Source organism: Aeromonas sp. QDB68 (assembly GCF_027707405.1).
GTDB lineage: Bacteria > Pseudomonadota > Gammaproteobacteria > Enterobacterales > Aeromonadaceae > Aeromonas > Aeromonas caviae.
The window spans coordinates 77669-102215 of sequence record NZ_JAPCIQ010000002.1 but is presented as its reverse complement, the minus strand read 5'-3'; the positions used below and the strand labels follow the sequence as shown (position 1 = coordinate 102215).

Genomic DNA, 24547 nt, shown 5'->3' with positions numbered 1-24547 from the left:
CCAGCGTTTAGTGGGTTCGCTCGATGATGTAATCGGCAAACGCTTCCAGAATGTCGGTATTGTAGGGCAAGGATTGCAGGGCTGTTAAGGCCTTGTCATGCAGTTCGCGAGCCAGCTCACGGGCATTGTCGAGTCCGAGCAGGGCCGGATAGGTACTCTTTTCCAGCGCCAGATCCGAGCCTTGCGGCTTGCCCAGGGTGGCGGTATCGCCCGTGATGTCGAGGATGTCGTCCTGCACCTGGAAGGCGAGTCCGATGGCGGCGGCATAGGTTTGCAGGGCGGTGAGGGTGGCGGGTTCCACGTCAGCCTTGCACAGGGCGCCGATGGTCACGGCGCACTCGATGAGGGCCCCGGTCTTGTGGCGGTGCACCTGCTCCAGCTCGGCGAGGCTGATCCGGCGCCCTTCGGCGTCCAGATCCAGTGCCTGACCGCCGCACATACCGAGATAGCCGGACGCGCGGGCCAGGGCACTCAGCATCCGCACCCGGTTGGCCATCAATGTATCGGGCATGGGGTGGTCGGCCAGAATGGAAAACGCCAGGGTCTGCAGGGCATCGCCCGCCAGGATGGCTGTGCCTTCATCGAAGGCCTTGTGTACGGTGGGCTGACCACGACGCAGGTCGTCGTCATCCATGGCGGGCAGGTCGTCGTGCAGGAGGGAGTATGCGTGAATGCACTCCACGGCGGCGGCGGGGCCATCCAGCAGTTCGCTCTTGACGCCCAGCATCTCGCCGACGGCATAGACCAGGAAGGGGCGCACCCGTTTCCCACCGAGCAGCAGGCCGTATTTCATCGCATCCCGCAGACGTGGCGCCATGGCGGGCAGGGCGTCAAGCTGTGCCGAGAGGCAGTCGTCGATGCGGCGCCGATGCAGGCGGGAGAAATCGTCCAGGGTCACTCACTCCTCTCCTTGTTCTGCTCGAAAGGGGACCGCTTGCTCGCTGCCATCGGCCTGGGTCAGGAGGATCTGGATCTTCTGCTCGGCCTGTTCCAGCTTCTGCTGGCCGGCGCGCACCAGATGGATGCCCTGTTCGAATTGTTTGAGTGCCTCCTCGAGGGGGAGCGAGCCCTGTTCGAGTTGATGCACTATGGTTTCCAGCTCTTCCAGGGTGGCATCAAAACTCAGACGGTCGATTTTTTTACTGGCCATGTCCATCCTCGGGGATTGAAAAAAACGGCTCATCTTAACATCGACCGGCCACAGGGGGGAGGCAGAAAAACGCGGCGTCCTCAAACTATCCTGACCCTGGCCGATAAGAAGGGCATGCAACCACGCATTGCCGATCGGCGATTGCGGTGTGCCGGGCTTGCTGCCGGGGACGCAATAGCAGAAAATTCAACGCAATATAATTAGACGGCACGTTCGGCGACAGGAGTAGGGATGTGGATTTAGGGAGTCTGATAGGCTTAGTGCTGGGGTTCGGGGTCGTGGTGTACGGCATGTTGCTGGGCGGCCCCATGAGCATGTATGTGGACATGCCATCGGTCTACATCACCATACTGGGGTCCGTGTTCATCTGCATGATGAAATTCAACCTCGGTCAGTTTCTGATGGCCTTCAAGGTCGCGGGCAAGGCCTTCATGTACAAGGGGGACAAGCTCGACGATCTCATCACCAAGGCGGTGGAACTGGCGGATGCGGCCCGCAAGGGGGGCTTTCTGGCCCTGGAGGCGGCGGAGATCCCCAATACCTTCATGAAGAAGGGCATCGACATGCTGGTGGACGGTCATGATGCCGACGTAGTGCGTGCGGTGATGGAGAAGGACATCGAACTGACGTCCGAGCGTCACGCCACGGCCATCAAGGTGTTCCGCTCCCTGGGGGATCTCGGTCCGGCCATGGGCATGATCGGTACCCTGGTGGGGTTGGTGGCCATGCTGGCCAACATGAGCGACCCCAAATCCATCGGTCCGGCCATGGCGGTGGCCTTGCTGACGACCCTGTATGGCGCCATCGAGGCCAACATGATTGCCATCCCCATCGCTGACAAGCTGGAACTGCGTAGCGGCGAGGAACAGTTGAGCCGCACCCTGATCCTCGACGCCATCATGGGGATCCAGGATGGACAGAACCCGAGGGTGATCCAAGCCATGTTGCAGAACTACCTGAATCAGTCCAAACGCAACAACGGGACCGAATAGGAGCGCACAGATGGCAAAGTGCAAGTGCCCGCCTCCCGGATTGCCCGGTTACATGGGAACCTTCGCGGATCTCATGTCTCTGCTGATGTGCTTCTTCGTGCTCTTGCTCTCCTTTGCCGAGATGGATGTGCAGAAGTTCAAGCAGATCGCCGGTTCCATGGAGAAGGCGTTCGGGGTGCAGAACATCCTGGAGGTCAAGGATATCCCCAAGGGAACCTCGGTCATCGCCCAGGAGTTTCGTCCTGGTCGCCCCGAGCCGACGCCTATTGACACCATCATGCAGCAGACCATCGACATGACCCAGACCGAGCTGGATTTCCAGCCAGGGGATGCGGACAAGGCGGGTGGACATGACAAGACCGAAGGTCAGCAGAGCGGCGGCGATACCGCCCAGGAAGCCCAGAAGGCGCAGGAACAGTCCAACACCCTGGCCAAGGCACTGGCGGAGCAGATGCAGGCCCAGATCCAGGATGGGGCCATCGAGATAGAGGCGCTGGGTCAGCAGATCATCATTCGCATTCGCGAGAAAGCGGCGTTCCCGGCGGGATCCGCCTTCCTGCAACCCCAGTTCTGGCCGGTGATCCGCAAGGTGGCTGTGCTGCTCAAGGATGTGCCGGGGGAGATCACCGTCTCCGGCCACACCGACAATGTGGCCACCGAGGACGAGTTGTTCCAGTCCAACTGGGAGCTTTCATCCCAGCGGGCGGTGGCGGTTGCCCACCAGATGATCAAGGTGCCCGGTTTTGACGGCAATCGTCTGGTGGTGCAAGGGATGGCGGATTCCCAGCCGCTGGTGCCCAACAACAGCCCAGAGAATCGGCGCATGAACCGACGTGTCGAGATCGCCATCATGCAGGGCAAACCGACGGTGTCGGCCCCGCTTGGCGTCTCGGAATCCAAGTAACGCTGGCCCAAAGCAGGATCCCGCTCGCAGGGGCTGACATGGATTTTGTGGCGGCTTCATATTAAGATGCCCCATCCGAACCGACAGCTGCGGCTCTCTTTTGATTGCCGCAGCTTCTCTTTATAAAGCAACCCAGGTTTCGACTATGAATCATACTCCGATGACTGTTCGCGGCGCTGAAAAGCTGCGTCAAGAGCTCGATTATCTCAAGACCGAGCTGCGTCCCCAGATTATCGAAGCGATTGCTGATGCCCGTGAACATGGCGATCTGAAAGAAAATGCCGAATACCATGCCGCCCGCGAGCAGCAGGGTTTCTGTGAAGGCCGCATTCAGGAAATCGAAGGCAAGCTCTCCAATGCCCAGATTATCGATGTCACCAAGATTGCCAACAATGGCCGCGTCATCTTCGGCGCAACCGTGACCCTGCTCAAAAGTGAAACGGAAGAGGAAGTGGTCTACCGCATCGTGGGAGACGACGAGGCGGACATCAAGCAGAACATGATTTCCGTGAACTCCCCCATTGCCCGCGCCCTGATCGGCAAGGAAGTGGATGACGTTGCCATCGTCAAGACGCCGGGTGGCGATGTGGAGTACGAGATCCTGGAAGTTGCCTATCTCTGATTGAACGTCGGGGAAAGAGACAGGGGAGCCGGGCTCCCCTGTTGTCTTTAGTCACCCTGATAGGCCTGGACGAAGGCGTCCTGGTGGCGCTGGAAGAGCCAGTCCCGCAATTGTTCCTGATCCTCCTTGCCCAGCCGGAACTGGACGGCCCAGTCATGGCGATGTGGATTGGCATCCACGTGCCTGACGAGGGTGCCTGTCATGGCCAAGGGAGGGAGATCCTCGATGCGAAGGTATCCGCCAAGTGGATCTCCCTTGGCAAAGGCGTCCGGCAAGCCAGCCACGATGAGACCGCCAAGGGAGAGGCTGTATACCTCGTACTCCGCGTCTTCGGTGCAAAGCACGGCCTTTTCGTCGAGTCGCCAGGCGCGCAGATGGGGCGAACCCAGCTCGGTAATGGTCGGCGCGGCGATGCGCAGCTCGGCGTGGCCCTCCTCTGCCTGGGTGCAGTGGAGCGGGAAACGCAATTGGTAGCCGGCGATGCGGGCTTCGAGTGTCAGGGGCTTGGCTCGCTGCAACAGGCTTTGGAGAGGAAGGGGCAGGGGGCCGCGCAGGTATTGGCTGGTGGCAATGTCTTCATCGTTTCCCAGGTCCCGCAGCATGGCCAGTTCTTCATCGGTGAGGAGCTGATGCTTGTCCATAGTGGGTGTCCACGGCTATTCATCGCAGGTTAAGGGCCTGGCAACTATTTTGGCAAGCGACTTGGGAAGAAGGGAAATGAAGGAAAGAGCGAATGCTCTTTCCTGTTACTTGCGCGGCAACTGGATCTTGGGCTCTTTGGCCTGACGGTAGATGGTCAGTACATGGCCCATGCTCTGTACCTTGATGGCGCCGGTCTCGCGAACGATGGCATCCATCACCAGCTGTTTCATCTCACGATCTTCAGACGCAACCTTAACCTTGATCAGCTCGTGGTGGTTCAGCGCCAGATCGATCTCGGCCAGCACCCCTTCGGTCAGACCGTGTTGTCCCAGCAGGACGACCGGCTTCAGACTGTGGGCCAGGCCCTTGAGGTACTGTTTCTGTTTATTGTTGAGAATCATGGCAATTTCTTCATAAGTCAGGGTTGAAAGGGGCGTATTCTACCCCCACTTAGCCCTTAATACTAATAACCCTTGTGGTTTTTTAAAGTCGACAATCATGACCCAGAAAAAACGTTCCCCCAGTTCAACCCGCTGGTTAAAAGAACATTTCGACGACCAATACGTCAAGAAAGCCCAGAAGTTGGGACTGCGCTCTCGCGCCGTTTTCAAGATCGACGAGATCCAGGGCAAAGACCGGCTGCTCAAGCCGGGGATGACGGTAGTGGACCTGGGGGCTGCTCCCGGTGGCTGGTCCCAATTTGCTATCGACCAGGTCGGTGACAAGGGGCGCGTCATTGCGTGTGATATTTTGCCGATGGATTCCATTGCCGGTGTCGATTTCCTGCAAGGGGACTTTCGGGAGGAAACTGTACTCGGCGCCTTGCTGGAGCGAGTCGGCCCCGACAAGGTGGATGTCGTCATGTCGGACATGGCGCCCAACATGAGCGGCACCCAGCAGGTGGATCAGGCCCGTGCCATGTACCTGGTGGAACTGGCGCTGGACATGTGCAATCAGGTCCTGAGCAGTAATGGCAGTTTTGTAGTCAAGGTGTTCCAGGGGGAGGGGTTTGATGCCTATCTCAATGAAATACGTAGACTTTTCTCTGTCGTCAAGATTCGAAAACCAGACTCGTCCCGTGCACGTTCACGAGAAGTCTACATTGTGGCTACCGGTTTTAAACTGTAGTACCCTAACCCTCATCGTTAACTGTCAGTCTGCGAGGTCATTGATTTGAGTGACATGGCGAAAAACCTAATCCTGTGGCTGGTCATCGCCGTCGTGCTGATGTCGGTGTTCAATAGCTTCAGCCCCAGCGATACCACCAGTCGCCAGCTGGACTATTCCAGCTTCGTGAAAGAAGTGACCCAGGAGCAGATCCGTGAAGTGCGGATGGATGGCAAGGTCATCAATGGCGTCAAGCGCACCGGTGAACGTTTCACCACCATCATTCCTGCGCCGGATCCCCAACTGCTCAACGACATGCTCAACCATAACGTCAAGGTGATGGGTGAGAAGCCGGAAGAACCATCTCTGATCACGTCCATCTTCATCTCCTGGTTCCCGATGCTGTTGCTGATCGGTGTCTGGGTCTTCTTCATGCGTCAGATGCAGGGCGGCGGCGGCAAGGGTGCAATGTCGTTCGGCAAGAGCAAGGCTCGCCTGATGAGCGAAGATCAGATCAAGACTACCTTCGCCGACGTAGCCGGTTGTGACGAGGCAAAGGAAGAGGTCAAGGAGCTGGTCGACTATCTGCGTGACCCGACCAAATTCCAGAAGCTGGGTGGCAAGATCCCGACCGGCGTCCTGTTGGTAGGTCCTCCCGGTACTGGTAAGACCCTGCTGGCCAAAGCCATTGCAGGCGAGGCCAAGGTGCCGTTCTTCACCATTTCAGGTTCGGACTTCGTGGAAATGTTCGTGGGTGTCGGTGCCTCCCGGGTGCGTGACATGTTCGAACAGGCCAAGAAATCCTCCCCCTGCATCATCTTCATTGATGAGATCGATGCGGTCGGTCGCCAGCGTGGCGCCGGTCTGGGAGGTGGTCACGATGAACGTGAGCAGACCCTGAACCAGATGCTGGTTGAAATGGATGGTTTTGAAGGCAATGAGGGCATCATCGTCATCGCCGCCACCAACCGTCCCGACGTACTGGATCCTGCGCTGCTGCGTCCGGGTCGTTTCGACCGCCAGGTCGTGGTCGGCTTGCCGGATGTTCGCGGTCGTGAGCAGATCTTGAAAGTGCATATGCGCAAGGTACCGTTGGCGGATGATGTCAATCCGGCGCTGATTGCCCGTGGTACCCCTGGTTTCTCCGGTGCTGATCTGGCCAACCTGGTGAACGAGGCTGCCCTCTTCTCTGCTCGCGAGAGCCGCCGAGTGGTCTCCATGCTGGAGTTCGAAAAGGCGAAGGACAAGATCATGATGGGGGCGGAACGTCGCTCCATGGTGATGAAAGAGTCCGAGAAGGAGATGACGGCCTATCACGAAGCGGGTCACGCCATCATTGGTCGCGTGGTGCCGGATCATGACCCTGTCTACAAGGTCTCCATCATTCCGCGCGGCCGTGCGCTGGGTGTTACCATGTACCTGCCGGAGCAGGACCGCTGGAGCCACTCCAAGCAGCATCTTGAGTCCATGATCTCCAGCCTGTATGGCGGTCGTCTGGCGGAAGAGTTGATCTACGGTGCCGAGAAGGTATCGACCGGTGCATCCAACGACATCGAACGTGCGACCGACATCGCCCGCAAGATGGTCACCCAGTGGGGCATGTCCGAGCGTCTCGGCCCCATGCTCTACGCAGAAGAGGATGGTGAAGTATTCCTCGGCCGCAGCATGGCCAAGGCCAAGCACATGTCTGACGATACCGCCCGCATTATCGATGCAGAGGTCAAGCAGGTCATCGATCGCAACTATGATCGTGCCAAGCAGATCCTGCTGGACAACATGGATGTGCTGCACACCATGAAAGATGCATTGATGAAGTACGAGACCATCGATGCCAAGCAGATCGATGATCTGATGGCGCGTCGCGAGGTCCGTGCTCCCAGCAACTGGCATGATGAGCACGGTGACACCCCGCAAGGTGGTGCCAGCGTGAACAACGGGCCGGAGGCCACGGCGCCGGCTGAAGAGGGCAGTGCACCTCTGAGTGACATCGACAAGGCGAACGATGTCCCGGCCAAATAAGTTGCCATGATACAAACCCCGGGCTTGCCCGGGGTTTTTCTTTGCACGAAGAGTTTGCAGCTCTTGTTGGAGGTAGTTGAAGCAATGCAGTTAATCAGCAAGGGACGTCCCCTTTCTCTCGACCGTCCCCATGTCATGGGCATTCTCAATGTGACGCCGGACTCCTTTTCAGATGGTGGCCGCTTCAAGCAGATCGATCTGGCGTTGGGTCATGCCCGCGACATGGTGGCCGATGGGGCCACCCTTATCGATATAGGTGGCGAGTCGACCCGCCCGGGCGCCCCCGACGTGAGCGAGCAGGAGGAGCTGGACAGGGTCATCCCCGTGGTGGAGCGCATGGTCGCCGAGCTGGATGTGATGATCTCCCTCGATACCTCCAAGGCGATTGTCATGCGGGAGGGTTGTGCTGCAGGTGGTCACCTCATCAATGATGTCCGCGCCCTGCAAGAGCCGGGAGCGCTGGGCGCGGCGGCCGAGGCTGGCGTACCGGTATGCCTCATGCACATGCAGGGGCAGCCCCGTACCATGCAGGTGGAGCCGCACTATGACGATTTGCTGGGGGAGGTGAGAGCCTTCTTTGACGAGCGGATTGCCGCTTGTCTGGGGGCCGGTATCCCGCGTGAGCATCTGGTACTGGATCCAGGCTATGGCTTTGGCAAGACGCTGGCGCACAACTATCAGCTGCTGGCAAAGCAGGCGTCACTGCTCGATTACCAACTTCCGCTCTTGGTGGGCATGTCACGAAAGTCTATGATAGGCAACCTGCTTGACCGCCCGGTAGCCGAGCGGTTGGCTGGTAGTCTGGCCTGTGCCCTGATCGGGTTGCAACATGGCGCCAGGATCATCCGGGTGCACGACGTGCGGGCCACCATGGATGTCTTGCGTACAGGCTGGATGACCATGACGGGACAAGATTTCATATCCAAATAGAAAAACGAGAAACAGACAATGACCAGAAAGTACTTCGGCACCGACGGCGTGCGCGGCAAGGTGGGTGAATACCCGATCACCCCGGATTTCGTCATGAAACTGGGCTGGGCCGCCGGCAAGGTGCTCTCCAAGAAAGGGACCAAGAAGGTGCTGATCGGCAAGGATACCCGTATCTCCGGTTATATGCTGGAGTCGGCACTGGAGGCGGGGCTCTCCGCCGCCGGTCTCAAAGCCATACTGATGGGACCCATGCCCACCCCGGCGGTTGCCTACCTGACTCGCACCTTCCGTGCCGAAGCCGGCATCGTCATCAGTGCATCCCACAACCCCTATTACGACAACGGCATCAAGTTCTTCTCCGCCGACGGCACCAAGCTGCCCGATGATGTCGAGCTGGCCATCGAAGCCGAGCTCGACAACGAACTCAAGTGCGTGGAGTCCGCGGAGCTTGGCAAGGCGCAGCGCATCGATGATGCGGCTGGTCGCTACATCGAATTCTGCAAGAGCACCTTCCCCTCCAATCTGAGCCTGGAAGGGCTGAAAATGGTGGTGGATTGCGGTCATGGTGCCACCTACCACATCGCCCCTTCCGTCTTCCGCGAGCTGGGTGCCGAAGTCATCGCCATCGGCTGCAGCCCGGATGGGCTCAACATCAATGACGGTGTCGGTTCCACCGCACCGGAGGCGCTGGCCGCCAAGGTTCAGGAATGCAAGGCAGATCTCGGCGTCGCCTTCGACGGTGACGGCGACCGTCTGGTGATGGTGGACAGCACTGGTTACATCATCGACGGGGATGAGATCCTCTACATCATCGCCCGGGATGCCCTGCGCCATGGCCGCCTCAAGGGCGGTGTGGTGGGCACCCTGATGGCCAACATGGGGCTGGAGCTGGCGCTTCAGACCCTGGGCATCCCCTTTGCCCGTGCCAAGGTGGGTGACCGCTACGTGCTTGAGATGATGAACGAGAAGGGCTGGCGCATCGGGGGCGAAAACTCCGGTCACATCATCTGCCTGGATCAGACCACCACGGGGGATGGTATCGTCGCCGCCCTGCAGGTGCTGACGGCCATGCGCAGTGCCGAGATGCCGCTGGCCAAATTGCGTTCGGGCATGAGCAAGTTCCCGCAAGTGCTGGTCAATGTGCGCTTCGCCGAAGGCAAGGATCCGCTGACCTCCAGTGTCGTTCAGCAGGAAGTGGCGGCAGTGGAGCAGGAACTGGCCGGCCGTGGCCGGGTGCTGCTGCGCAAATCTGGCACCGAGCCCCTGATCCGGGTCATGGTCGAAGGTGAACACGAACAGCAGGTGTGCGATATGGCAGAGCGCATCGCCAAACAGGTCGAATCGGCGTTTTAATGAACAAACAAGGCGGCTTTTTAGTCGCCTTGGTTGTATCTTGTTCAAACGATTCGAAAATTTGAAAATAGCACTTGTCAGCTGAGCATCCTCTGGATATTATCAGCCCCGCTTTCGCAAGGGAGTTGCCGATGGGACATCGCAAGCCGTTTGTAGCAGCCAACTGGAAGTTACACGGTAGTAGGTCGCAGTTAGAGCAGTTTACGAGTCAGTGCGCAGAGCGCATTGATGAAGACGTAGATGTGGTCTTGTGTCCATCCCATGTGCATCTCGGTTTCACGGCCGAACTGCTCGGTGAGCAGGGAAGAGTGAAGCTGGGGGCTCAGAACGTGAGCCAGCACAGACAAGGCGCTTATACGGGTGAAATCTCGTGTGAGATGCTAGTCGAGGCAGGTTGCCGATATGTACTTGTTGGCCACTCCGAGCGCAGGCGTCTCTTTGGTGAGACCAGTTTTATAGTCGCAGAGAAGTTTGCGGCAGTCAGAGCAGCAGGTCTGATACCCATACTTTGTCTTGGTGAGTCAGGCGCGGCGAGGCAGGCAAGAAGAACCTTTGAGGTGATTGCCGAGGAACTGGACATCGTCATAGAGAAAAATGGCGCGATGGCTTTCGATAATGCTATCATCGCCTACGAGCCAATCTGGGCTGTAGGTACAGGTAAATGCGCCACACCCGAGCAGGCACAAGAGGTTCATTCCTTTATTCGCAGTCGCTTGGCGGAGGATACTCCGGTAATAGGTGAGAAAGTCAGAATCATCTATGGTGGGAGCGTGACACCGGCCAATGCACAAGATTTGTTTGCGCAGTCCGATATTGATGGCGGTCTGATAGGCAGGGCAAGTCTTGATGGCGAGGCGTTTTTAGGAATAGTTGAAGCGGCAAAGGGTGCAAGTTAAATGTACGAGATTCTTTTGGTCGTTTATCTGCTGGTATCGCTGGCTCTGATTGGTCTGGTGATGATTCAGCAAGGTAAAGGGGCTGATATGGGCGCCTCCTTCGGCGCAGGGGCATCGAATACTGTGTTCGGCTCCGGTGGTTCAGGCAGTTTCCTGACCCGCACAACAGCGATTTTGGCTACTCTGTTTTTCTTGATTAGTCTGGTTCTGGGTTCCATGTCCAGCAACAAGGTCAAACAGGGTAGTGAATGGGAAAATCTGCAACAGACTCAACAAGTTGAGCAGAGCAAAGCGCCAGTGAAGAAAGATACTGACGTTCCCGAATAAGAGTTTTGCCGTGGTGGTGGAATTGGTAGACACGCTATCTTGAGGGGGTAGTGCTCTAGGGTGTGCGGGTTCGAGTCCCGCCCACGGCACCAATTAAGCAGTGAACCCGGGTAACCGGGATGTTATAGCCACTGAGTCTTGTCTCACGAGAGTGAAGTGGCTATAATCTCGCACGATTTCGGACGCGGGGTGGAGCAGCATGGTAGCTCGTCGGGCTCATAACCCGAAGGTCGTCGGTTCAAATCCGGCCCCCGCAACCAAATTTCACGCATTTCCTACGCTCAGGAAGGCGGTCGCTGCGAGGCGACAATCAGGGTAAAGCGCCAAGCCCCGATTTGACATCGGGGCTTTTTGTTATGTGCAATTTACTCTGAATCTATTTCTATCTGGGCTATATGCCCTTTTTTCGTTTTTCGGAGGGTGACTTTGGCTACGTTGGAACAACGTTTGACCGATCTGCTCGAGGCTCCGGTCGTTGCCTTGGGTTTTGAACTGTGGGGTATCGAGTTTATCCGTGCGGGTAAGCACTCGACCCTGCGCGTTTTCATCGACTCGGAGCAAGGCGTGACGGTGGAAGACTGTGCCGAGGTGAGCCGCCAGGTCGGCGCCATCATGGATGTCGAAGATCCCATCTCCGAGGAGTACTACCTTGAGGTGTCTTCCCCGGGTCTGGATCGTCCACTGTTCAAGGTCGCCCAGTTCGAAAAATACGTTGGCCAGGAGGCGGCGGTAACGCTTCGGATGGCAACAAACAACCGCCGCAAGTTCAAAGGCGTAATCAAAGCCGTGCAGGGGGACATGATCACTCTGACGGTAGATGGTAAGGACGAGGTGTTGGCTTTCACCAATATCCAAAAAGCGAACATAGTGCCGAACTTTGGTTAACGAGGCTATCGGATATGAATAAAGAGATTTTGCTGGTCGTTGACGCTGTGTCCAACGAGAAGGCTGTCCCCCGCGAGAAGATTTTCCAGGCTCTGGAGACTGCGCTGGCGACTGCGACCAAGAAAAAATACGAAGGCGAGATTGAAGTGCGTGTCGAGATCGATCGCAAGACCGGTGACTACGACACCTATCGCCGTTGGGTCGTGGTGGCCGATCAGGCTTCCATGGAGAACCCGTACGGGGAAATCACCCTCGAAGCCGCTCAGATCGAGCAGCCGGATATCCAGATCGGCGACTATGTTGAAGACCAGATTGACTCTGTGACCTTCGACCGTATCACCACCCAGACCGCCAAGCAGGTCATCGTGCAGAAAGTGCGCGAGGCTGAGCGTTCCCAGGTCGTTGACCAGTTCAAGGACAAGGAAGGCACCATCATCAGCGGCGTGGTCAAGAAGAGCAACCGCGACAACGTGATCCTGGATCTGGGCAGCAATGCCGAAGCCGTGATCTTCCGTGACGACATGCTGCCCCGTGAGACCTTCCGTCCCGGCGACCGTATCCGTGGCCTGCTCTACGCCGTGCGTCCGGAAGCCCGTGGTTCCCAGCTGTTCGTCAGCCGCTCCAGCCCGGACTTCCTGAAAGAGCTGTTCCGCATCGAAGTGCCGGAAATCGGCGAAGAGATGATCGAAATCATGGGCGCCGCCCGTGATCCGGGTTCCCGCGCCAAGATCGCGGTCAAGACCAACGATCGTCGTATCGACCCGATCGGTGCCTGTATCGGCATGCGTGGTGCCCGCGTTCAGGCCGTCTCCGCCGAGCTGAGCGGTGAGCGTGCTGACATCGTGCTGTACGATGACAACCCGGCCCAATACGTGATCAACGCCATGGCGCCAGCCGATGTGGCCTCCATCATCGTCGATGAAGACAACCACACCATGGACATCGCCGTGGAAGCCGCCAACCTGGCCCAGGCCATCGGCCGCAACGGTCAGAACGTGCGTCTGGCCTCCCAGCTGACCGGTTGGGAACTGAACGTGATGACCGTCGAGGACATGCGTGCCAAGCACCAGGCCGAGAACGACCGCATCCTGACGCTGTTCACCAGCACCCTCGATATCGACGACGATTTCGCCGGCCTGCTGATGGAAGAGGGCTTCTCCACCCTGGAAGAGATTGCCTTCGTCCCGGTCAACGAGCTGCTGGCCATCGACGGTCTGGATGAAGACATGGTCGAAGAGCTGCGCAAGCGTGCCAAGGATGCCCTGACCACCAAGGCCCTGGCCAAAGAAGAATCCTTTGAAGGCGTCGAGCCTTCCGAAGAACTGCTCAATCTCTCCGGCCTCGGCCGTGAAATGGCCTATGCCCTGGCCGCTCGCGGTGTCGGCACCCTGGAAGATTTGGCAGAGCAAGGTATCGATGACCTTGCCGACATCGAAGAGTTGACCGCCGAGAAGGCTGGTGAGCTCATTATGGCTGCTCGCAATATCTGTTGGTTCGGAGAAGAGCAGTCTGAATAAGGTCAAACGGAGGAAAATGAATGGCAGAAGTATCAGTTAAGCAACTTGCCACTGACATCGACACGCCGGTTGATCGTCTTCTCCAGCAGTTTGTCGATGCCGGCATCGTGAAGAGCAAGGCCGACGACATGGTCAGCGAGTCTGAGAAACAGACTCTGCTGGCACATCTGAAGAAACAGCATGGAGGTGACGAGGTCACCGCACCTGCTCGCATGACCTTGCAGCGCAAGACCAAGAGCACCCTGAGTGTTCAGGGGACTGGTGGCAAGAACAAGGAAGTGCAGGTAGAAGTGCGCAAGTCTCGCACCTATGTAAGACGCTCGGCGCTGGAAGATGAACAGCGCCAGGCGGAAGCCGAGGAAACAGCGCGTTTGGAAGCAGAAGAAAAAGCTCGTCGCGAGGCCGAAGAGAAGGCCCGCCTCGACGCTGAAGAGAAGGCTCGCCGTGAGGCTGAGCAGGCTCGTCGTGAAGCTGAGGAAAAGGCGCGGATCGAGGCACAACAGAAGGCTCGACAGGCTCAACAGCCCGCCAAAGCAGCCGGTAGCACAGCTCAGCAAGAGGCAGAAAAGATGGCCAAGCGCGAAGCAGAAGAACTGAAGCGCCAACAGGAACAGACAGCTTTGCAAAAAGCTGAAGAACTCGCCGCGAAGAAAGCCGAAGAGGCTCGCATCATGGCGGAACAGAATGCGGCCCGCTGGGCTGAAGAAGAAGCGGCTCGCGCCAAAGAGAGCAGCGATTACCATCTGACCACCAACAAGCACGCGCAAGCGGCCGAAGATGAGTTGGATCGTAAGGAAGAGACCAGCCGTCGCACGGCTGCCGCTGCCAAGGCGCCGAAGAAAGTCGGCCGTCGCGAAGACGACCGCAATGACCGCAACTCCCGCGATCCCCGTGCCCGCAAAGGCAAGCGTGGCAAGATGGCCATGCCGAACGCCATGAAACACGGCTTCAACAAGCCGGCTGCTGTGGTCAACCGTGACGTCGTCATCGGCGAGACCATCACAGTGGCGGAGCTCGCCAACAAGATGGCCGTCAAGGGCGTTGAAGTCATCAAGGTGATGATGAAGATGGGTGCCATGGCCACCATCAACCAGGTGATCGACCAGGAGACCGCTCAGCTGGTCGCCGAGGAGATGGGTCACAAGGTAGTGCTGCGCCGTGAGAACGAGCTGGAAGAGGCGGTACTTAGCGATCGTGACGAGACCTCCGAAGCCAAGCCGCGTGCGCCGGTCGTGACCATCATGGGTCACGTCGACCACGGCAAGACCTCGCTGCTGGACTACATCCGTAAAGCCAAGGTCGCGGCGGGCGAAGCCGGTGGCATTACCCAGCACATCGGTGCGTACCATGTACAGACCGACAGCGGGATGATCACCTTCCTGGATACCCCGGGTCACGCGGCGTTTACCTCCATGCGTGCTCGCGGTGCCAAGGCGACCGACATCGTTGTGCTGGTTGTTGCAGCTGACGACGGTGTGATGCCGCAAACCATCGAAGCTATCCAGCATGCCAAGGCGGCCGGTGTGCCGCTGGTTGTTGCGGTGAACAAGATCGACAAGCCTGAAGCGGATCCGGATCGCGTCAAGACCGAGCTGGCCCGTTACAACGTCATGTCCGAAGACTGGGGTGGCGATTGCCAGTTCGTGCACGTCTCCGCCAAGTCTGGCGAAGGCATCGACGACCTGCTGGAAGCCATCCTGATCCAGGCCGAAGTCCTGGAGCTGAAAGCGGTGGTTGACGGCATGGCCAACGGCGTCGTGATCGAATCCTTCCTGGATAAAGGTCGTGGTCCGGTTGCCACCGTGCTGGTACAGGAAGGTACTCTGCGTCAGGGCGACATCGTTCTGTGTGGTCTTGAGTACGGCCGGGTTCGCGCCATGCGTGACGAACTGGGTCGCGAGATCAAGGAAGCCGGTCCCTCTCTGCCAGTGGAAATTCTGGGTCTGTCCGGCGTTCCCTCTGCCGGTGACGAAGCCACGGTCGTGCGTGACGAGAAGAAAGCCCGTGAAGTGGCGCTCTACCGTCAGGGCAAGTTCCGCGAAGTCAAGCTGGCTCGCCAGCAGAAGGCCAAGCTGGAAAACATGTTTGCCAACATGACCGAGGGCGAAGTGTCCGAAGTGAACGTGGTGATCAAGGCCGATGTACAAGGCTCTGTGGAAGCGATCTGCGATGCGCTGGTCAAACTCTCCACCGACGAAGTGAAGGTGAAGATCGTGGGTTCCGGCGTAGGTGGCATCACCGAAACCGACGCGACCCTGGCCGCGGCTTCCAGCGCCATCCTGGTGGGCTTCAACGTCCGTGCCGACGCTTCTGCGCGCAAGGTCATCGAATCCGAGAGCCTGGATCTGCGTTACTACTCCGTGATCTATGACCTGATCGACGAAGTGAAGCAGGCCATGAGCGGCAAGCTGGCCCCCGAGTATCGTCAGGAGATCATCGGTCTGGCTGAAGTGCGTAGCGTCTTCAAGTCGCCGAAGTTCGGCGCCGTTGCTGGCTGTATGGTTACCGAAGGTGTGGTCAAGCGTTCCAACCGCATTCGCGTTCTGCGTGACAACGTGGTTATCTATGAAGGCGAGCTGGAATCCCTGCGCCGCTTCAAGGATGACGTCAACGAAGTTCGCAACGGCTACGAGTGTGGTATCGCGGTCAAGAACTACAACGACGTGCGCGAAGGCGACCAGATCGAGGTGTACGAGACTGTTGAAATTCAACGGACTCTGTAAGCCGAGAGTTAGACAAAATAGGGGGCCGCGGCCCCCTTTTATCGCAGGATAGAATATGGCCAGAGAATTCAGCCGGACCCGTCGGGTCGGACAGCAGATCCAGCGTGAAATCGCGCTGATCCTGCAGCGCGAGGTGAAAGACCCGCGCATCGGCATGGTGACCGTCTCCGACGTGGAGGTCTCCAAGGACCTCAACTATGCCAAGGTTTATGTCACCTTCTTGCAACTGGAGAATGACGCCGAGCGCATCAAGGAAGGGCTCAAGGGCCTGACCGAGGCTGCCGGTTACATCCGCAGCCTTCTGGGTAGCGCCATGCGTCTGCGGGTGGTGCCCGAGCTGCGTTTCTACTACGACCAGACCCTGGTCGAGGGGATGCGCCTCTCCAACCTGGTGACCAACACTGTGCGTGAAGACAAGCGTCGCATGACTGAAGCCGGTCGTGACGAAGAGCAATCCGCACCGGATGACACGACTGAGGATAACGCCTGAGATGTCTCGTAGACGTCGTTTCAAAGGCCGTGACGTACACGGCATCCTGCTGCTGGACAAACCGACCGGCCTGACTTCCAACGATGTGTTGCAGAAGGTCAAGCGGATCTACAACGCCGCCAAGGCTGGCCATACCGGCGCCCTGGACCCCCTGGCCACCGGCATGTTGCCGATCTGCCTCGGGGAGGCCACCAAGTTCTCCCAGTATCTGCTGGAAGCGGACAAGCGCTATGAGGTGACCGCCAAGCTGGGCGAGCGCACTAATACCAGCGACTCCGACGGCGAGGTGGTCTCCACCCGTCCGGTGAACGTGGCCGTGGGCACCCTGATCGAGGCGCTGGACCAGTTCCGCGGCCCCATCATGCAGGTGCCGTCCATGTACTCCGCCCTCAAGCACAACGGCCGCCCGCTCTACGAATATGCCCGTGAAGGGATCGAGATCGAGCGGGAAGCCCGTCCCATCACCATCTTCGAACTCAAGCTGCTCGGCTTCGAGGGGGACGAGGTGAAGCTGGAAGTGCATTGCAGCAAGGGTACCTATATCCGCTCCCTGGTGGACGATCTGGGGGAAGTGCTGGGCTGTGGCGCTCACGTCACCCAGCTGCGTCGCACCCAGGTGGCGAGCTACCCCTACGAGCGGATGCTGACCCTGGAGCAGCTCGAGTGTATCTTCGAGCAGGCCAAGGCCGAAAGCATTCCGCCACGGGAGCAGCTGGATCCCCTGTTGCTGCCGATGGACACCGCCGTGGCCTCCCTGCCCGAGGTGAACATGCTGGTCGCCGTGGCCGCCTATGTGAACCAGGGTCAGGCCGTGCAGGTGGCAGGTAGCCCCCAAAGTGGCCAGGTCCGCATGACGGTTGGCCCGGAGCGCGAATTCATCGGGGTTGGCGAGATCGATGACGAGGGGCGCGTGGCGCCCAAGCGTCTGGTTCGCTACCACGACGAGGAGTGATCCTCAGGCGGTATCGGTCTGTCACGCGTCTTTCCCGTTGCGAAAAGGGGCGGGGACGATTATGATACCGCCCTCATTTCACGGCTGAATTAGAGATTGGCTGTGAACCTTTAAACACTCTACTGGAGTAATACCATGTCTCTAAATGCTGAGATCAAAGCTCAAATCGTTGCCGACAACGCTCGTGGCGTCAACGACACCGGTTCCCCCGAAGTGCAAGTTGCCCTGCTGACTGCCCAGATCAACCATCTGCAAGGTCACTTCAAGGAGCACGCCAAGGATCACCACGGTCGTCGCGGTCTGCTGCGCATGGTTTCCCAGCGTCGTAAGCTGCTGGACTACCTGAAGCGTAAAGACGTTCAGCGTTACGCTGCTCTGATCGCCAAGCTGGGTCTGCGTCGTTAATCGATCATCAGATTTCGCAAAAAAGGGGAACCGCGAGGTTCCCCTTTTTTATTGCCCGTTTCAAACAGGATGCAGGCCGTTGCCTGCCTCACAGAATTGACGTCCGCGCTTACCTTTTGATGCGAATCAAGTATACTTGCACGCGAATTTAAAGCGCCAAATTGTTAAAAGGAAATTCACGTGAATCCTATTGTAAAGTCATTCCAGTACGGTCAACACACCGTCACACTGGAAACCGGTGTGATGGCCCGTCAAGCCACTGCGGCCGTCATGGTCAGCATGGACGATACCTGTGTCTTCGTGACTGTCGTTGGCAAGAAAGAGGCCGATCACGGCCGTGATTTCTTCCCGCTGACCGTCAACTATCAGGAGCGTACCTATGCTGCTGGTCGTATCCCGGGTGGTTTCTTCCGTCGTGAAGGCCGTCCGAGCGAGGGTGAGACCCTCATCTCCCGTCTGATCGACCGTCCCATCCGTCCGCTGTTCCCGGAAGGCTTCCTCAATGAGGTTCAGGTGGTTGCCACCGTCATGTCCGTGAACCCGGCCGTTTCTCCCGACATCGTTGCCATGATCGGTGCCTCCGCGGCCCTGGCCATCTCCGGCATCCCGTTCGGCGGCCCGATCGGTGCAGCCCGCGTGGGTTACATGAACGGCCAGTACGTGCTGAACCCGACCACCACCGAACTGCCCCAAAGCGATCTGGATCTGGTGGTTGCCGGTACTGCCAATGCGGTGCTGATGGTGGAATCCGAAGCGGCCATCCTCTCCGAAGAGGTGATGTTGGGCGCCGTGGTCTACGGTCACGAGCAGATGCAGACCGTGATCAACGCCATCAATGAATTCGCTGCCGACGTCGGTACCAAGCCTTGGGACTGGACCCCGCCTGCCGTCAACGAAGCGCTGAAAGCCAAAGTTGCCGAACTGGCCACCGCTGAGCTGGGTGAAGCCTACCGCATCACCGAGAAGGCTGTTCGCTACGAAACCATCGCTGCCATCAAGGGCCGCGTGGTCGAGCAAGTCATCGCATCCGGCGTGGAAGAAGATGCCAAGAAGATCGGCGAAGAGTTCCACAGCCTGGAGAGCCGCATAGTCCGTGGTCGCGTCGTACGTGGTGAGCCGCGTATCGACGGTCGCGATCCGGAAATGATCCGCGCCCTCTCCGTCGGTACCGGCATCCTGCCCCGTGCCCACGGTTCTGCCCTGTTCACCCGTGGTGAAACCCAGGCCATCGTGGTGGCCACGCTGGGTACCGAGCGTGACGCCCAGAACATCGACGAGCTGACCGGCAACCGCGCCGATCGCTTCATGCTGCACTACAACTTCCCGCCCTACTGCGTCGGCGAGACCGGCATGATGGGCAGCCCGAAGCGTCGTGAGATCGGTCACGGCCGTCTGGCCAAGCGCGGCGTTGCTGCCGTGATGCCGAGCGCCGCCGAGTTCCCGTACGTGGTGCGCGTGGTCTCTGAAATCACCGAATCCAACGGCTCCTCCTCCATGGCGTCTGTCTGTGGTTCCTCCCTGGCGCTGATGGATGCCGGTGTGCCGATCAAGGCCTCCGTTGCCGGTATCGCCATGGGTCTGGTGAAGGAAGAAGAAGGTTTCGTCGTGCTGTCCGACATCCTGGGTGACGAAGATCACCTGGGCGACATGGACTTCAAGGTAGCCGGTACCAGCGAAGGTGTGACCGCGCTGCAGATGGACATCAAGATCGAAGGCATCACCAAAGAGATCATGGAGATAGCGCTGAAGCAAGCTCGTGGCGCTCGTCTGCACATCCTGAAAGTGATGGACGAAGCTATCCAGGCTCCCCGTGCTCAGATCTCCGATTTCGCACCGCGCATCCACACCATCAAGATCAATCCTGAGAAGATCAAGGATGTGATCGGCAAGGGTGGTTCCGTGATCCGTGCACTGACCGAAGAGACCGGCACCAACATCGAGCTGGATGATGACGGTACCGTTCGCATCTCCGCCGTGGCCAACGAAGCCGCCATGGAAGCGATCCGCCGCATCGAGGCCATCACCGCCGAGATCGAAGTGAACCGCATCTACGAAGGCAAGGTCGTGCGCCTGGCTGACTTCGGCGCCTTCGTCAACATCCTGCCGGGTAAAGACGGTCTGGTGCACATCTCCCAGATCACCGATGCCCGCGTACAGAACGTGGCCGACTTCCTGAAAATCGGTGACGTGGTGAAGGTGAAGGTACTGGAAGTGGACCGTCAGGGCCGTGTGCGTCTCTCCATCAAGGAAGCGAACGCACCGACCGAAGCGGCTGCTGCTCCTGCTGCCGTTGCCGTCGAAGAGCCGGCTGCCGAATAAGGCTGCCGTATGTGAAAGAGCCGACCCTTGGGTCGGCTTTTTTGTGCCTGTCGCCCGGCATGGCGCAGATTGTCTCCTTGTTCCTTTTGGCGCCCCTTGATATAAGGGACGACCCCGCTTCGTTGGCAAAAGGAATTGCAGCATGTCATGGGCCTACCTCAGGCAGTTTCCTTCCCTGGTCTGGATCGTCATCCTGGGCACTTTCATGGTGCGTACCACCTTCTTCATGGTCTGGCCCTTTCTCTCCATCCTGCTCTACCGTGACTACGGACTTTCGGCGACCCTGATAGGCGCCATCCTGGGGGCCACGGCGGCGCTTTCCACTCTTGTCAGCTTCTATGGCGGCTGGCTCTCGGACAAATGGGGGCGGCGCAACATCCTGCTGTTCGGCTGCCTGGTTTCCGCCGCCAGCGTGGCCCTGCTCGGCCTCTCCCACCAGGTGGGCTGGCTGGCACTCGGGGTGATCGGCAGCGGACTCTCCTACGGTCTCATCGACTCACCGGGCAAGGCACTGATGGCCGACAATCTGGCCGAGCCCAAAGCCCGTGAGCTGGCGCTGCACCTGCGTTATTTTCTGCTCAACCTGGGGGCGGCCATCGGTCCTCTGCTCGGCGTCACCTATGGCCTGAGCGCGCGTCAGGAGACCTTCCTGTTGCTCAGTGCCAGCTATCTGCTGCTTGGCATCGTCTTTGTCATCGGGTTCAGGCTGGCAGGTTGCCACACCAGCCAAGCGGCCGGGCCCGGCATGCGTGCCGTGCTGCGGGTGCTCTGGCAGGACAGGGGGTTTCTGCTGCTGATCATGGCCAATCTGCTGCTGATGCTGGTCTATGCCCAGTTCGAGTCGCCCCTCATCCAGTATCTGACCCGCGCGGGGACGCCGGAGGTGGAGCGGCTCATCGGCTGGCTGGTGACGACCAATGCGCTGACCATAGTGATGCTGCAGTTCCCCCTGCTGCACCTGACTGCCCGCTGGTCCACGCGGCGCAAGCTGCAACTCGGGGTGGCGCTCTTTCTCGGCGCCCAGTTGCAGTTTGCGCTGGGGGATACCGCCATCTGGTGGCACTGGATAGTGGCGGTGATCCTCCTGAGCGTCGGGGAGTGCATCCTCTTCCCCTTGCTCAATGTGCTGATCGATCAGATGGCACCTGGTCATTTGAAGGGGAGCTATTTCGGGGCGGCCTCCATCTCCGGACTCGGGGTGGCCATGGGGGCCTTGCTGGGAGGCTGGGTGCTGGCCCATTGGGGCGGGAGCTGGCTTTACGCCCTGATGGCGCTGCTCTGCCTGGTGATCCTGATGCTCTATGGTCTGAGTACCCGGACCTCGCGCCCAGCACTGGTCCGGGCCGGGCCCTGACGGCTAGAAGGTCAGCACCTTGTCGGCGGCCAGAGTCCATTGGGCCAGCAAGGGGAGGGTGCCTATCTCTATGCCCTCGACAAGGGGTAGCGGGGTGATGCCGCGCGCATCGGTGCAGCTCTTGCAAAGCCGGATCCGGGTGCCCTGAGCCAGCAGTATCTCCAGCATCTGGCGCAGGTTGTAGCCCTCGGCCGGAGCCTGCCCGGCCAGAGCCGCAGTGACGGCATCCGACATCAGGAAGAGGTTGAGGTCTACCTTTCCCTCCTCTTTGAGGGCGATGCCGAGGCGCAGGGCATTGAACAGGGACTCGCTGCCATAGGGGGCGCCGTTGGCAATGATGAGAATGTGTTGGGTCATGTGGCTCTCCTGATTGAAAGGGCCATTGTAGCTTTGGCGAAAGCGGCCCGGCATGATGCAGAGCACACTCTGTCGTAGCCCGGCCCCGTGTGTCTTGACCTCACACAGGGAGTCAGGTCTCATGGACGGCCATCCAGTATGACAGAACAAAGAGGTTGTTATGTGGAAGATCGCCGGAATAGGCTTATTGTTGTTGGCCGGACAAGCCTATGGTAGTGAAAACATCGGCTGCAAGGCCAGACAGCAGGCCGTGACGGATCAGCTTGCGTTCGCCAGGGCGCACAACAACCAGGAGCAGGTAGCCGGCCTTGAGCGGGCACTGCGCAACCTGGAGGCCCATTGTACCGATGCCGGGCTCCTTGAGGAGCAGCAACGCAAGGTGGTCAAGCAGAGGGAAGAAGTGGAAGAGCGGCTGGCCGAGTTGCAGAGTGCACGGGTATCGGGCAAGCCGGACAAGATTGCCAAGAAGCAGTCCAAGCTGGAGGAGTCCCAGGCCGAGTTGCTGGAAGCCCAGCGCGAACTCGAGGCGCTGCAAAAACTGGTCAAATCCTGAGGGAAGGGCAGCGCAATAGAAAAAGCCGGGCATGCCCGGCTTTTTCTATTTCTGGATAATGCACACCACGAGTGTCAGACGCTGACTGCCTGTGCATCCGCACAAACTTCTCCATCCGCTGATCTTCGGTTTCCACCCTATGGACGGGATTCCGGAGGATGCAGTCGATAGGGCGCAGACGCTGATGCAGGTGCTACAGCTACTGCCTGTGCATCCGCACGAACTTTTCCATCAACTGATCTTCGGTCTCCACATGGGCGGGATCCCAGATGATGCAGTCGATAGGGCAGACGCTGATGCAGGTGGGCTTCTCATAGTGGCCGACGCATTCGGTGCAGCGATCCGGGTCTATCTCGTAGATCTTGCTTCCCAGGGCGATGGCCTGGTTCGGACACTCCGGATCGCACATGTCACAGTTGATGCACTTGTCGGTGATGAGCAGTGCCATCTCAGGCCGCCGAGTGAGGTTGACGGGTATCCTCGCGCTCGCCGAGGTTGCGCAGCAGGATGCCGTAATTCACGTCGATCTCCTTGGGAACCGGCACGTAAACCACATGGCCGTTGCCCGGCGCGGTGTCGATGAGCTCACCCTTGCGGTTTTGCATCTGCTCCAGGTTGAAGCTGAGGTTGCCCTGGGGGGTCATCAGCTCCAGGCTGTTGCCCAGCAGGAACTTGTTCTTCACCTCGACCTCGACCATGTCACCGTTGCGACCTGTGATCTCGCCGACGAACTGCTGGGTGTCGGAGACGGAGTAACCGTAGTCGTAGTTCTGGTATTCGCTGTGGTTGTGACGGCGCAGGAAGCCCTCGGTGTAGCCGCGGTGGGCCAGGTTCTCGAGGGTGCCCATCAGGGTCGGATCGAATGGACGGCCAGCCACCGCATCGTCGATGGCCTTGCGATAGACCTGGGCGGTACGGGCGCAATAGTAGAAGGACTTGGTACGGCCTTCGATTTTCAGCGAATGAACGCCCATTTTGGTCAGGCGCTCGACGTGCTCGACGGCGCGCAGATCCTTGGAGTTCATGATGTAGGTGCCGTGCTCGTCTTCAAACGCGGTCATGAACTCGCCCGGGCGGTTGGACTCTTCCAGCAGCACCAGGGCATCGGTCGGCTTGCCTGCGCCCAGGGTCGGATCCACCTTTTGCACGGCGATGGGCTCCTGGCGGTGGACGATCTGGCCCACGTCATCTTCCTTGCCCTCGTGCACCTTGTACTCCCAGCGGCAGGAGTTGGTGCAGGTGCCCTGATTGGGGTCACGCTTGTTGATGTAGCCGGAGAGCAGGCAGCGGCCGGAGTAGGCCATGCACAGCGCCCCGTGGACGAAGACCTCCAGTTCCATCTCCGGCACCTGCATGCGGATCTCCTCGATCTCGTCGAGAGACAGCTCGCGGGAGAGGATGGCACGGGTCAGGCCCATCTGATGCCAGAACTTCACCGTGGCCCAGTTGACCGCGTTGGCCTGCACCGAGAGGTGGATAGGCATGTCGGGGAAGGCTTCGCGCATCATCATGATGAGGCCGGGGTCGGACATGATGAGTGCATCCGGCTTCATATCCACCACGGGGCGCATGTCGCGGATGAAGGTCTTGAGCTTGGAGTTGTGGGGCTGGATGTTGGCCACCACATAGAACTGCTTGCCGAGGGCATGGGCCTCGTTGATGCCGAGCTGCAGATTCTCGTGATCGAATTCGTTGTTGCGCACCCGCAGGCTGTAGCGCGGCTGGCCCGCATAGACGGCGTCTGCGCCATAGGCATAGGCGTAGCGCATGTTCTTGAGGGTCCCGGCAGGGGAGAGCAATTCTGGTCTGAACATGTTGGACTCTTTTATCTGATTGCAAATCAGGACGGCGCCACCTGATGGCGTCGTGTGGGTTCATCGGTGGCGCGACCGTCTTCGACGCACGGCCATCCGATGGGGGTACATCGGAGCAGGAGGTGACTCGATACTCCGGATATACGGGGTGCGAGATTGTACTCGTGACCGCCTCGTCATGCAATTTGGGACGGCCTTGACATGCCTGCGCCATGTTCATTTTACGCTCAGACTGG

The 24547-nt window shown here is 59.0% G+C and carries 25 protein-coding genes, 2 tRNA genes and 1 pseudogene; 20 read left to right on the top strand and 8 right to left on the bottom strand.

What is annotated here, in order from left to right:
- Positions 1-7: 7 nt before the first annotated feature.
- Entirely contained in the window at positions 8-898 is an 891-nt protein-coding gene (gene ispA / locus PG892_RS01175; RefSeq protein WP_010675382.1) for a (2E,6E)-farnesyl diphosphate synthase, read from the bottom strand.
- Complete coding sequence (gene xseB, locus PG892_RS01170) at positions 899-1150, bottom strand: exodeoxyribonuclease VII small subunit (RefSeq protein WP_010675381.1); 252 nt, start codon at positions 1148-1150, stop codon at positions 899-901. It abuts the gene before it with no gap.
- Positions 1151-1383: 233 nt separating this feature from the next.
- Here xseB and pomA point away from each other — a divergent pair, with 233 nt between their 5' ends.
- The 3 genes from pomA (at position 1384) to greA (ending at position 3668) form a co-directional block, all read left to right on the top strand.
- Positions 1384-2142: a flagellar motor protein PomA gene (gene pomA, locus PG892_RS01165; protein WP_029314770.1), complete on the top strand. Its 759-nt coding sequence runs from the start codon at positions 1384-1386 to the stop codon at positions 2140-2142.
- Positions 2143-2152: 10 nt separating this feature from the next.
- Positions 2153-3046 carry a flagellar motor protein MotB gene (locus PG892_RS01160; protein WP_029314769.1) on the top strand — a complete coding sequence of 298 codons (894 nt, stop codon included), beginning with the start codon at positions 2153-2155 and terminating at the stop codon, positions 3044-3046.
- Positions 3047-3191: 145 nt separating this feature from the next.
- Positions 3192-3668, top strand: coding sequence for a transcription elongation factor GreA (gene greA / locus PG892_RS01155; protein ID WP_010675378.1), 477 nt, complete (start codon positions 3192-3194; stop codon positions 3666-3668).
- Between the two features lie 47 nt (positions 3669-3715).
- On the opposite strand, the gene PG892_RS01150 is transcribed toward greA, so the two are convergent.
- Together PG892_RS01150 and yhbY are read right to left on the bottom strand one after the other, a co-directional pair.
- Complete coding sequence (locus PG892_RS01150; protein WP_010675377.1) at positions 3716-4309, bottom strand: PilZ domain-containing protein; 594 nt, start codon at positions 4307-4309, stop codon at positions 3716-3718.
- Between the two features lie 105 nt (positions 4310-4414).
- Positions 4415-4711, bottom strand: coding sequence for a ribosome assembly RNA-binding protein YhbY (yhbY, locus tag PG892_RS01145; protein ID WP_010675376.1), 297 nt, complete (start codon positions 4709-4711; stop codon positions 4415-4417).
- 97 nt (positions 4712-4808) lie between these two features.
- Here yhbY and rlmE point away from each other — a divergent pair, with 97 nt between their 5' ends.
- The 16 genes from rlmE to PG892_RS01065 all read left to right on the top strand — a co-directional run bounded on the left by rlmE (position 4809) and on the right by PG892_RS01065 (position 21587).
- Positions 4809-5438 carry a 23S rRNA (uridine(2552)-2'-O)-methyltransferase RlmE gene (gene rlmE, locus PG892_RS01140; RefSeq protein ID WP_010675375.1) on the top strand — a complete coding sequence of 210 codons (630 nt, stop codon included), beginning with the start codon at positions 4809-4811 and terminating at the stop codon, positions 5436-5438.
- A gap of 45 nt (positions 5439-5483) precedes the next feature.
- Positions 5484-7436: an ATP-dependent zinc metalloprotease FtsH gene (gene ftsH / locus PG892_RS01135; protein WP_010675374.1), complete on the top strand. Its 1953-nt coding sequence runs from the start codon at positions 5484-5486 to the stop codon at positions 7434-7436.
- Between the two features lie 84 nt (positions 7437-7520).
- Positions 7521-8366, top strand: a complete 846-nt coding sequence (folP, locus tag PG892_RS01130) for a dihydropteroate synthase (protein WP_270825081.1) — start codon at positions 7521-7523, stop codon at positions 8364-8366.
- Between the two features lie 18 nt (positions 8367-8384).
- Positions 8385-9719 (top strand): phosphoglucosamine mutase, encoded by a 1335-nt coding sequence (glmM, locus tag PG892_RS01125; protein WP_270825079.1) that lies wholly within the window; start codon positions 8385-8387, stop codon positions 9717-9719.
- A gap of 131 nt (positions 9720-9850) precedes the next feature.
- Positions 9851-10615: a triose-phosphate isomerase gene (gene tpiA / locus PG892_RS01120; RefSeq protein WP_010675371.1), complete on the top strand. Its 765-nt coding sequence runs from the start codon at positions 9851-9853 to the stop codon at positions 10613-10615.
- Positions 10616-10942: a preprotein translocase subunit SecG gene (gene secG, locus PG892_RS01115; RefSeq protein ID WP_010633113.1), complete on the top strand. Its 327-nt coding sequence runs from the start codon at positions 10616-10618 to the stop codon at positions 10940-10942.
- 7 nt (positions 10943-10949) lie between these two features.
- A tRNA-Leu gene (locus PG892_RS01110) sits at positions 10950-11034 on the top strand.
- A 91-nt stretch (positions 11035-11125) separates the two neighbouring features.
- A tRNA-Met gene (locus PG892_RS01105) sits at positions 11126-11202 on the top strand.
- Positions 11203-11368: 166 nt separating this feature from the next.
- Positions 11369-11827, top strand: coding sequence for a ribosome maturation factor RimP (gene rimP / locus PG892_RS01100; protein ID WP_182954849.1), 459 nt, complete (start codon positions 11369-11371; stop codon positions 11825-11827).
- A 14-nt stretch (positions 11828-11841) separates the two neighbouring features.
- Entirely contained in the window at positions 11842-13344 is a 1503-nt protein-coding gene (gene nusA, locus PG892_RS01095; RefSeq protein WP_039040286.1) for a transcription termination factor NusA, read from the top strand.
- A gap of 20 nt (positions 13345-13364) precedes the next feature.
- Positions 13365-16067, top strand: coding sequence for a translation initiation factor IF-2 (infB, locus tag PG892_RS01090; RefSeq protein WP_043153231.1), 2703 nt, complete (start codon positions 13365-13367; stop codon positions 16065-16067).
- Between the two features lie 55 nt (positions 16068-16122).
- Positions 16123-16557, top strand: coding sequence for a 30S ribosome-binding factor RbfA (gene rbfA, locus PG892_RS01085; RefSeq protein ID WP_010675366.1), 435 nt, complete (start codon positions 16123-16125; stop codon positions 16555-16557).
- Between the two features lies 1 nt (position 16558).
- A complete protein-coding gene (gene truB / locus PG892_RS01080; RefSeq protein WP_010675365.1) occupies positions 16559-17509 on the top strand; it encodes a tRNA pseudouridine(55) synthase TruB in 951 nt (316 codons plus the stop codon).
- A gap of 135 nt (positions 17510-17644) precedes the next feature.
- A complete protein-coding gene (gene rpsO / locus PG892_RS01075; RefSeq protein ID WP_182954845.1) occupies positions 17645-17914 on the top strand; it encodes a 30S ribosomal protein S15 in 270 nt (89 codons plus the stop codon).
- 180 nt (positions 17915-18094) lie between these two features.
- Positions 18095-20233, top strand: a complete 2139-nt coding sequence (gene pnp / locus PG892_RS01070) for a polyribonucleotide nucleotidyltransferase (RefSeq protein ID WP_029314766.1) — start codon at positions 18095-18097, stop codon at positions 20231-20233.
- A gap of 142 nt (positions 20234-20375) precedes the next feature.
- Positions 20376-21587, top strand: a complete 1212-nt coding sequence (locus PG892_RS01065) for an MDR family MFS transporter (RefSeq protein WP_042880137.1) — start codon at positions 20376-20378, stop codon at positions 21585-21587.
- Positions 21588-21590: 3 nt separating this feature from the next.
- Here PG892_RS01065 and PG892_RS01060 read toward each other — a convergent pair whose 3' ends face one another.
- Complete coding sequence (locus tag PG892_RS01060) at positions 21591-21944, bottom strand: DsrE/DsrF/TusD sulfur relay family protein (protein WP_010675361.1); 354 nt, start codon at positions 21942-21944, stop codon at positions 21591-21593.
- A gap of 160 nt (positions 21945-22104) precedes the next feature.
- On the opposite strand from PG892_RS01060, the gene PG892_RS01055 reads away from it, so the two are divergent.
- Positions 22105-22497, top strand: coding sequence for a DUF1090 domain-containing protein (locus PG892_RS01055; RefSeq protein ID WP_171864897.1), 393 nt, complete (start codon positions 22105-22107; stop codon positions 22495-22497).
- 85 nt (positions 22498-22582) lie between these two features.
- On the opposite strand, the pseudogene PG892_RS22560 reads toward PG892_RS01055, so the two are convergent.
- From PG892_RS22560 to trhP, 3 genes and pseudogenes are all read right to left on the bottom strand, one after another.
- Positions 22583-22689: pseudogene (locus tag PG892_RS22560) on the bottom strand (YfhL family 4Fe-4S dicluster ferredoxin); the annotation flags it as partial.
- Positions 22690-22696: 7 nt separating this feature from the next.
- Positions 22697-22945, bottom strand: coding sequence for a YfhL family 4Fe-4S dicluster ferredoxin (locus PG892_RS01050; RefSeq protein ID WP_041212510.1), 249 nt, complete (start codon positions 22943-22945; stop codon positions 22697-22699).
- 1 nt (position 22946) lies between these two features.
- Positions 22947-24311 carry a prephenate-dependent tRNA uridine(34) hydroxylase TrhP gene (trhP, locus tag PG892_RS01045; RefSeq protein WP_010675357.1) on the bottom strand — a complete coding sequence of 455 codons (1365 nt, stop codon included), beginning with the start codon at positions 24309-24311 and terminating at the stop codon, positions 22947-22949.
- Between the last annotated feature and the right edge of the window lie 236 nt (positions 24312-24547).

Bases quoted from the DNA above. Each gene is read 5' to 3' on its own strand.
- infB (WP_043153231.1), top strand. From the start codon at position 13,365: ATGGCAGAAGTATCAGTTAAGCAACTTGCCACTGACATCGACACGCCG.
- glmM (WP_270825079.1), top strand. From the start codon at position 8,385: ATGACCAGAAAGTACTTCGGCACCGACGGCGTGCGCGGCAAGGTGGGT.
- yhbY (WP_010675376.1), bottom strand. From the start codon at position 4,711: ATGATTCTCAACAATAAACAGAAACAGTACCTCAAGGGCCTGGCCCAC.
- PG892_RS01050 (WP_041212510.1), bottom strand. From the start codon at position 22,945: ATGGCACTGCTCATCACCGACAAGTGCATCAACTGTGACATGTGCGAT.
- rbfA (WP_010675366.1), top strand. From the start codon at position 16,123: ATGGCCAGAGAATTCAGCCGGACCCGTCGGGTCGGACAGCAGATCCAG.
- PG892_RS01150 (WP_010675377.1), bottom strand. From the start codon at position 4,309: ATGGACAAGCATCAGCTCCTCACCGATGAAGAACTGGCCATGCTGCGG.
- rpsO (WP_182954845.1), top strand. From the start codon at position 17,645: ATGTCTCTAAATGCTGAGATCAAAGCTCAAATCGTTGCCGACAACGCT.
- greA (WP_010675378.1), top strand. From the start codon at position 3,192: ATGAATCATACTCCGATGACTGTTCGCGGCGCTGAAAAGCTGCGTCAA.
- trhP (WP_010675357.1), bottom strand. From the start codon at position 24,311: ATGTTCAGACCAGAATTGCTCTCCCCTGCCGGGACCCTCAAGAACATG.
- secG (WP_010633113.1), top strand. From the start codon at position 10,616: ATGTACGAGATTCTTTTGGTCGTTTATCTGCTGGTATCGCTGGCTCTG.
- tpiA (WP_010675371.1), top strand. From the start codon at position 9,851: ATGGGACATCGCAAGCCGTTTGTAGCAGCCAACTGGAAGTTACACGGT.
- PG892_RS01065 (WP_042880137.1), top strand. From the start codon at position 20,376: ATGTCATGGGCCTACCTCAGGCAGTTTCCTTCCCTGGTCTGGATCGTC.
- PG892_RS01055 (WP_171864897.1), top strand. From the start codon at position 22,105: ATGTGGAAGATCGCCGGAATAGGCTTATTGTTGTTGGCCGGACAAGCC.
- rlmE (WP_010675375.1), top strand. From the start codon at position 4,809: ATGACCCAGAAAAAACGTTCCCCCAGTTCAACCCGCTGGTTAAAAGAA.
- folP (WP_270825081.1), top strand. From the start codon at position 7,521: ATGCAGTTAATCAGCAAGGGACGTCCCCTTTCTCTCGACCGTCCCCAT.
- PG892_RS01160 (WP_029314769.1), top strand. From the start codon at position 2,153: ATGGCAAAGTGCAAGTGCCCGCCTCCCGGATTGCCCGGTTACATGGGA.
- truB (WP_010675365.1), top strand. From the start codon at position 16,559: ATGTCTCGTAGACGTCGTTTCAAAGGCCGTGACGTACACGGCATCCTG.
- nusA (WP_039040286.1), top strand. From the start codon at position 11,842: ATGAATAAAGAGATTTTGCTGGTCGTTGACGCTGTGTCCAACGAGAAG.
- xseB (WP_010675381.1), bottom strand. From the start codon at position 1,150: ATGGCCAGTAAAAAAATCGACCGTCTGAGTTTTGATGCCACCCTGGAA.
- PG892_RS01060 (WP_010675361.1), bottom strand. From the start codon at position 21,944: ATGACCCAACACATTCTCATCATTGCCAACGGCGCCCCCTATGGCAGC.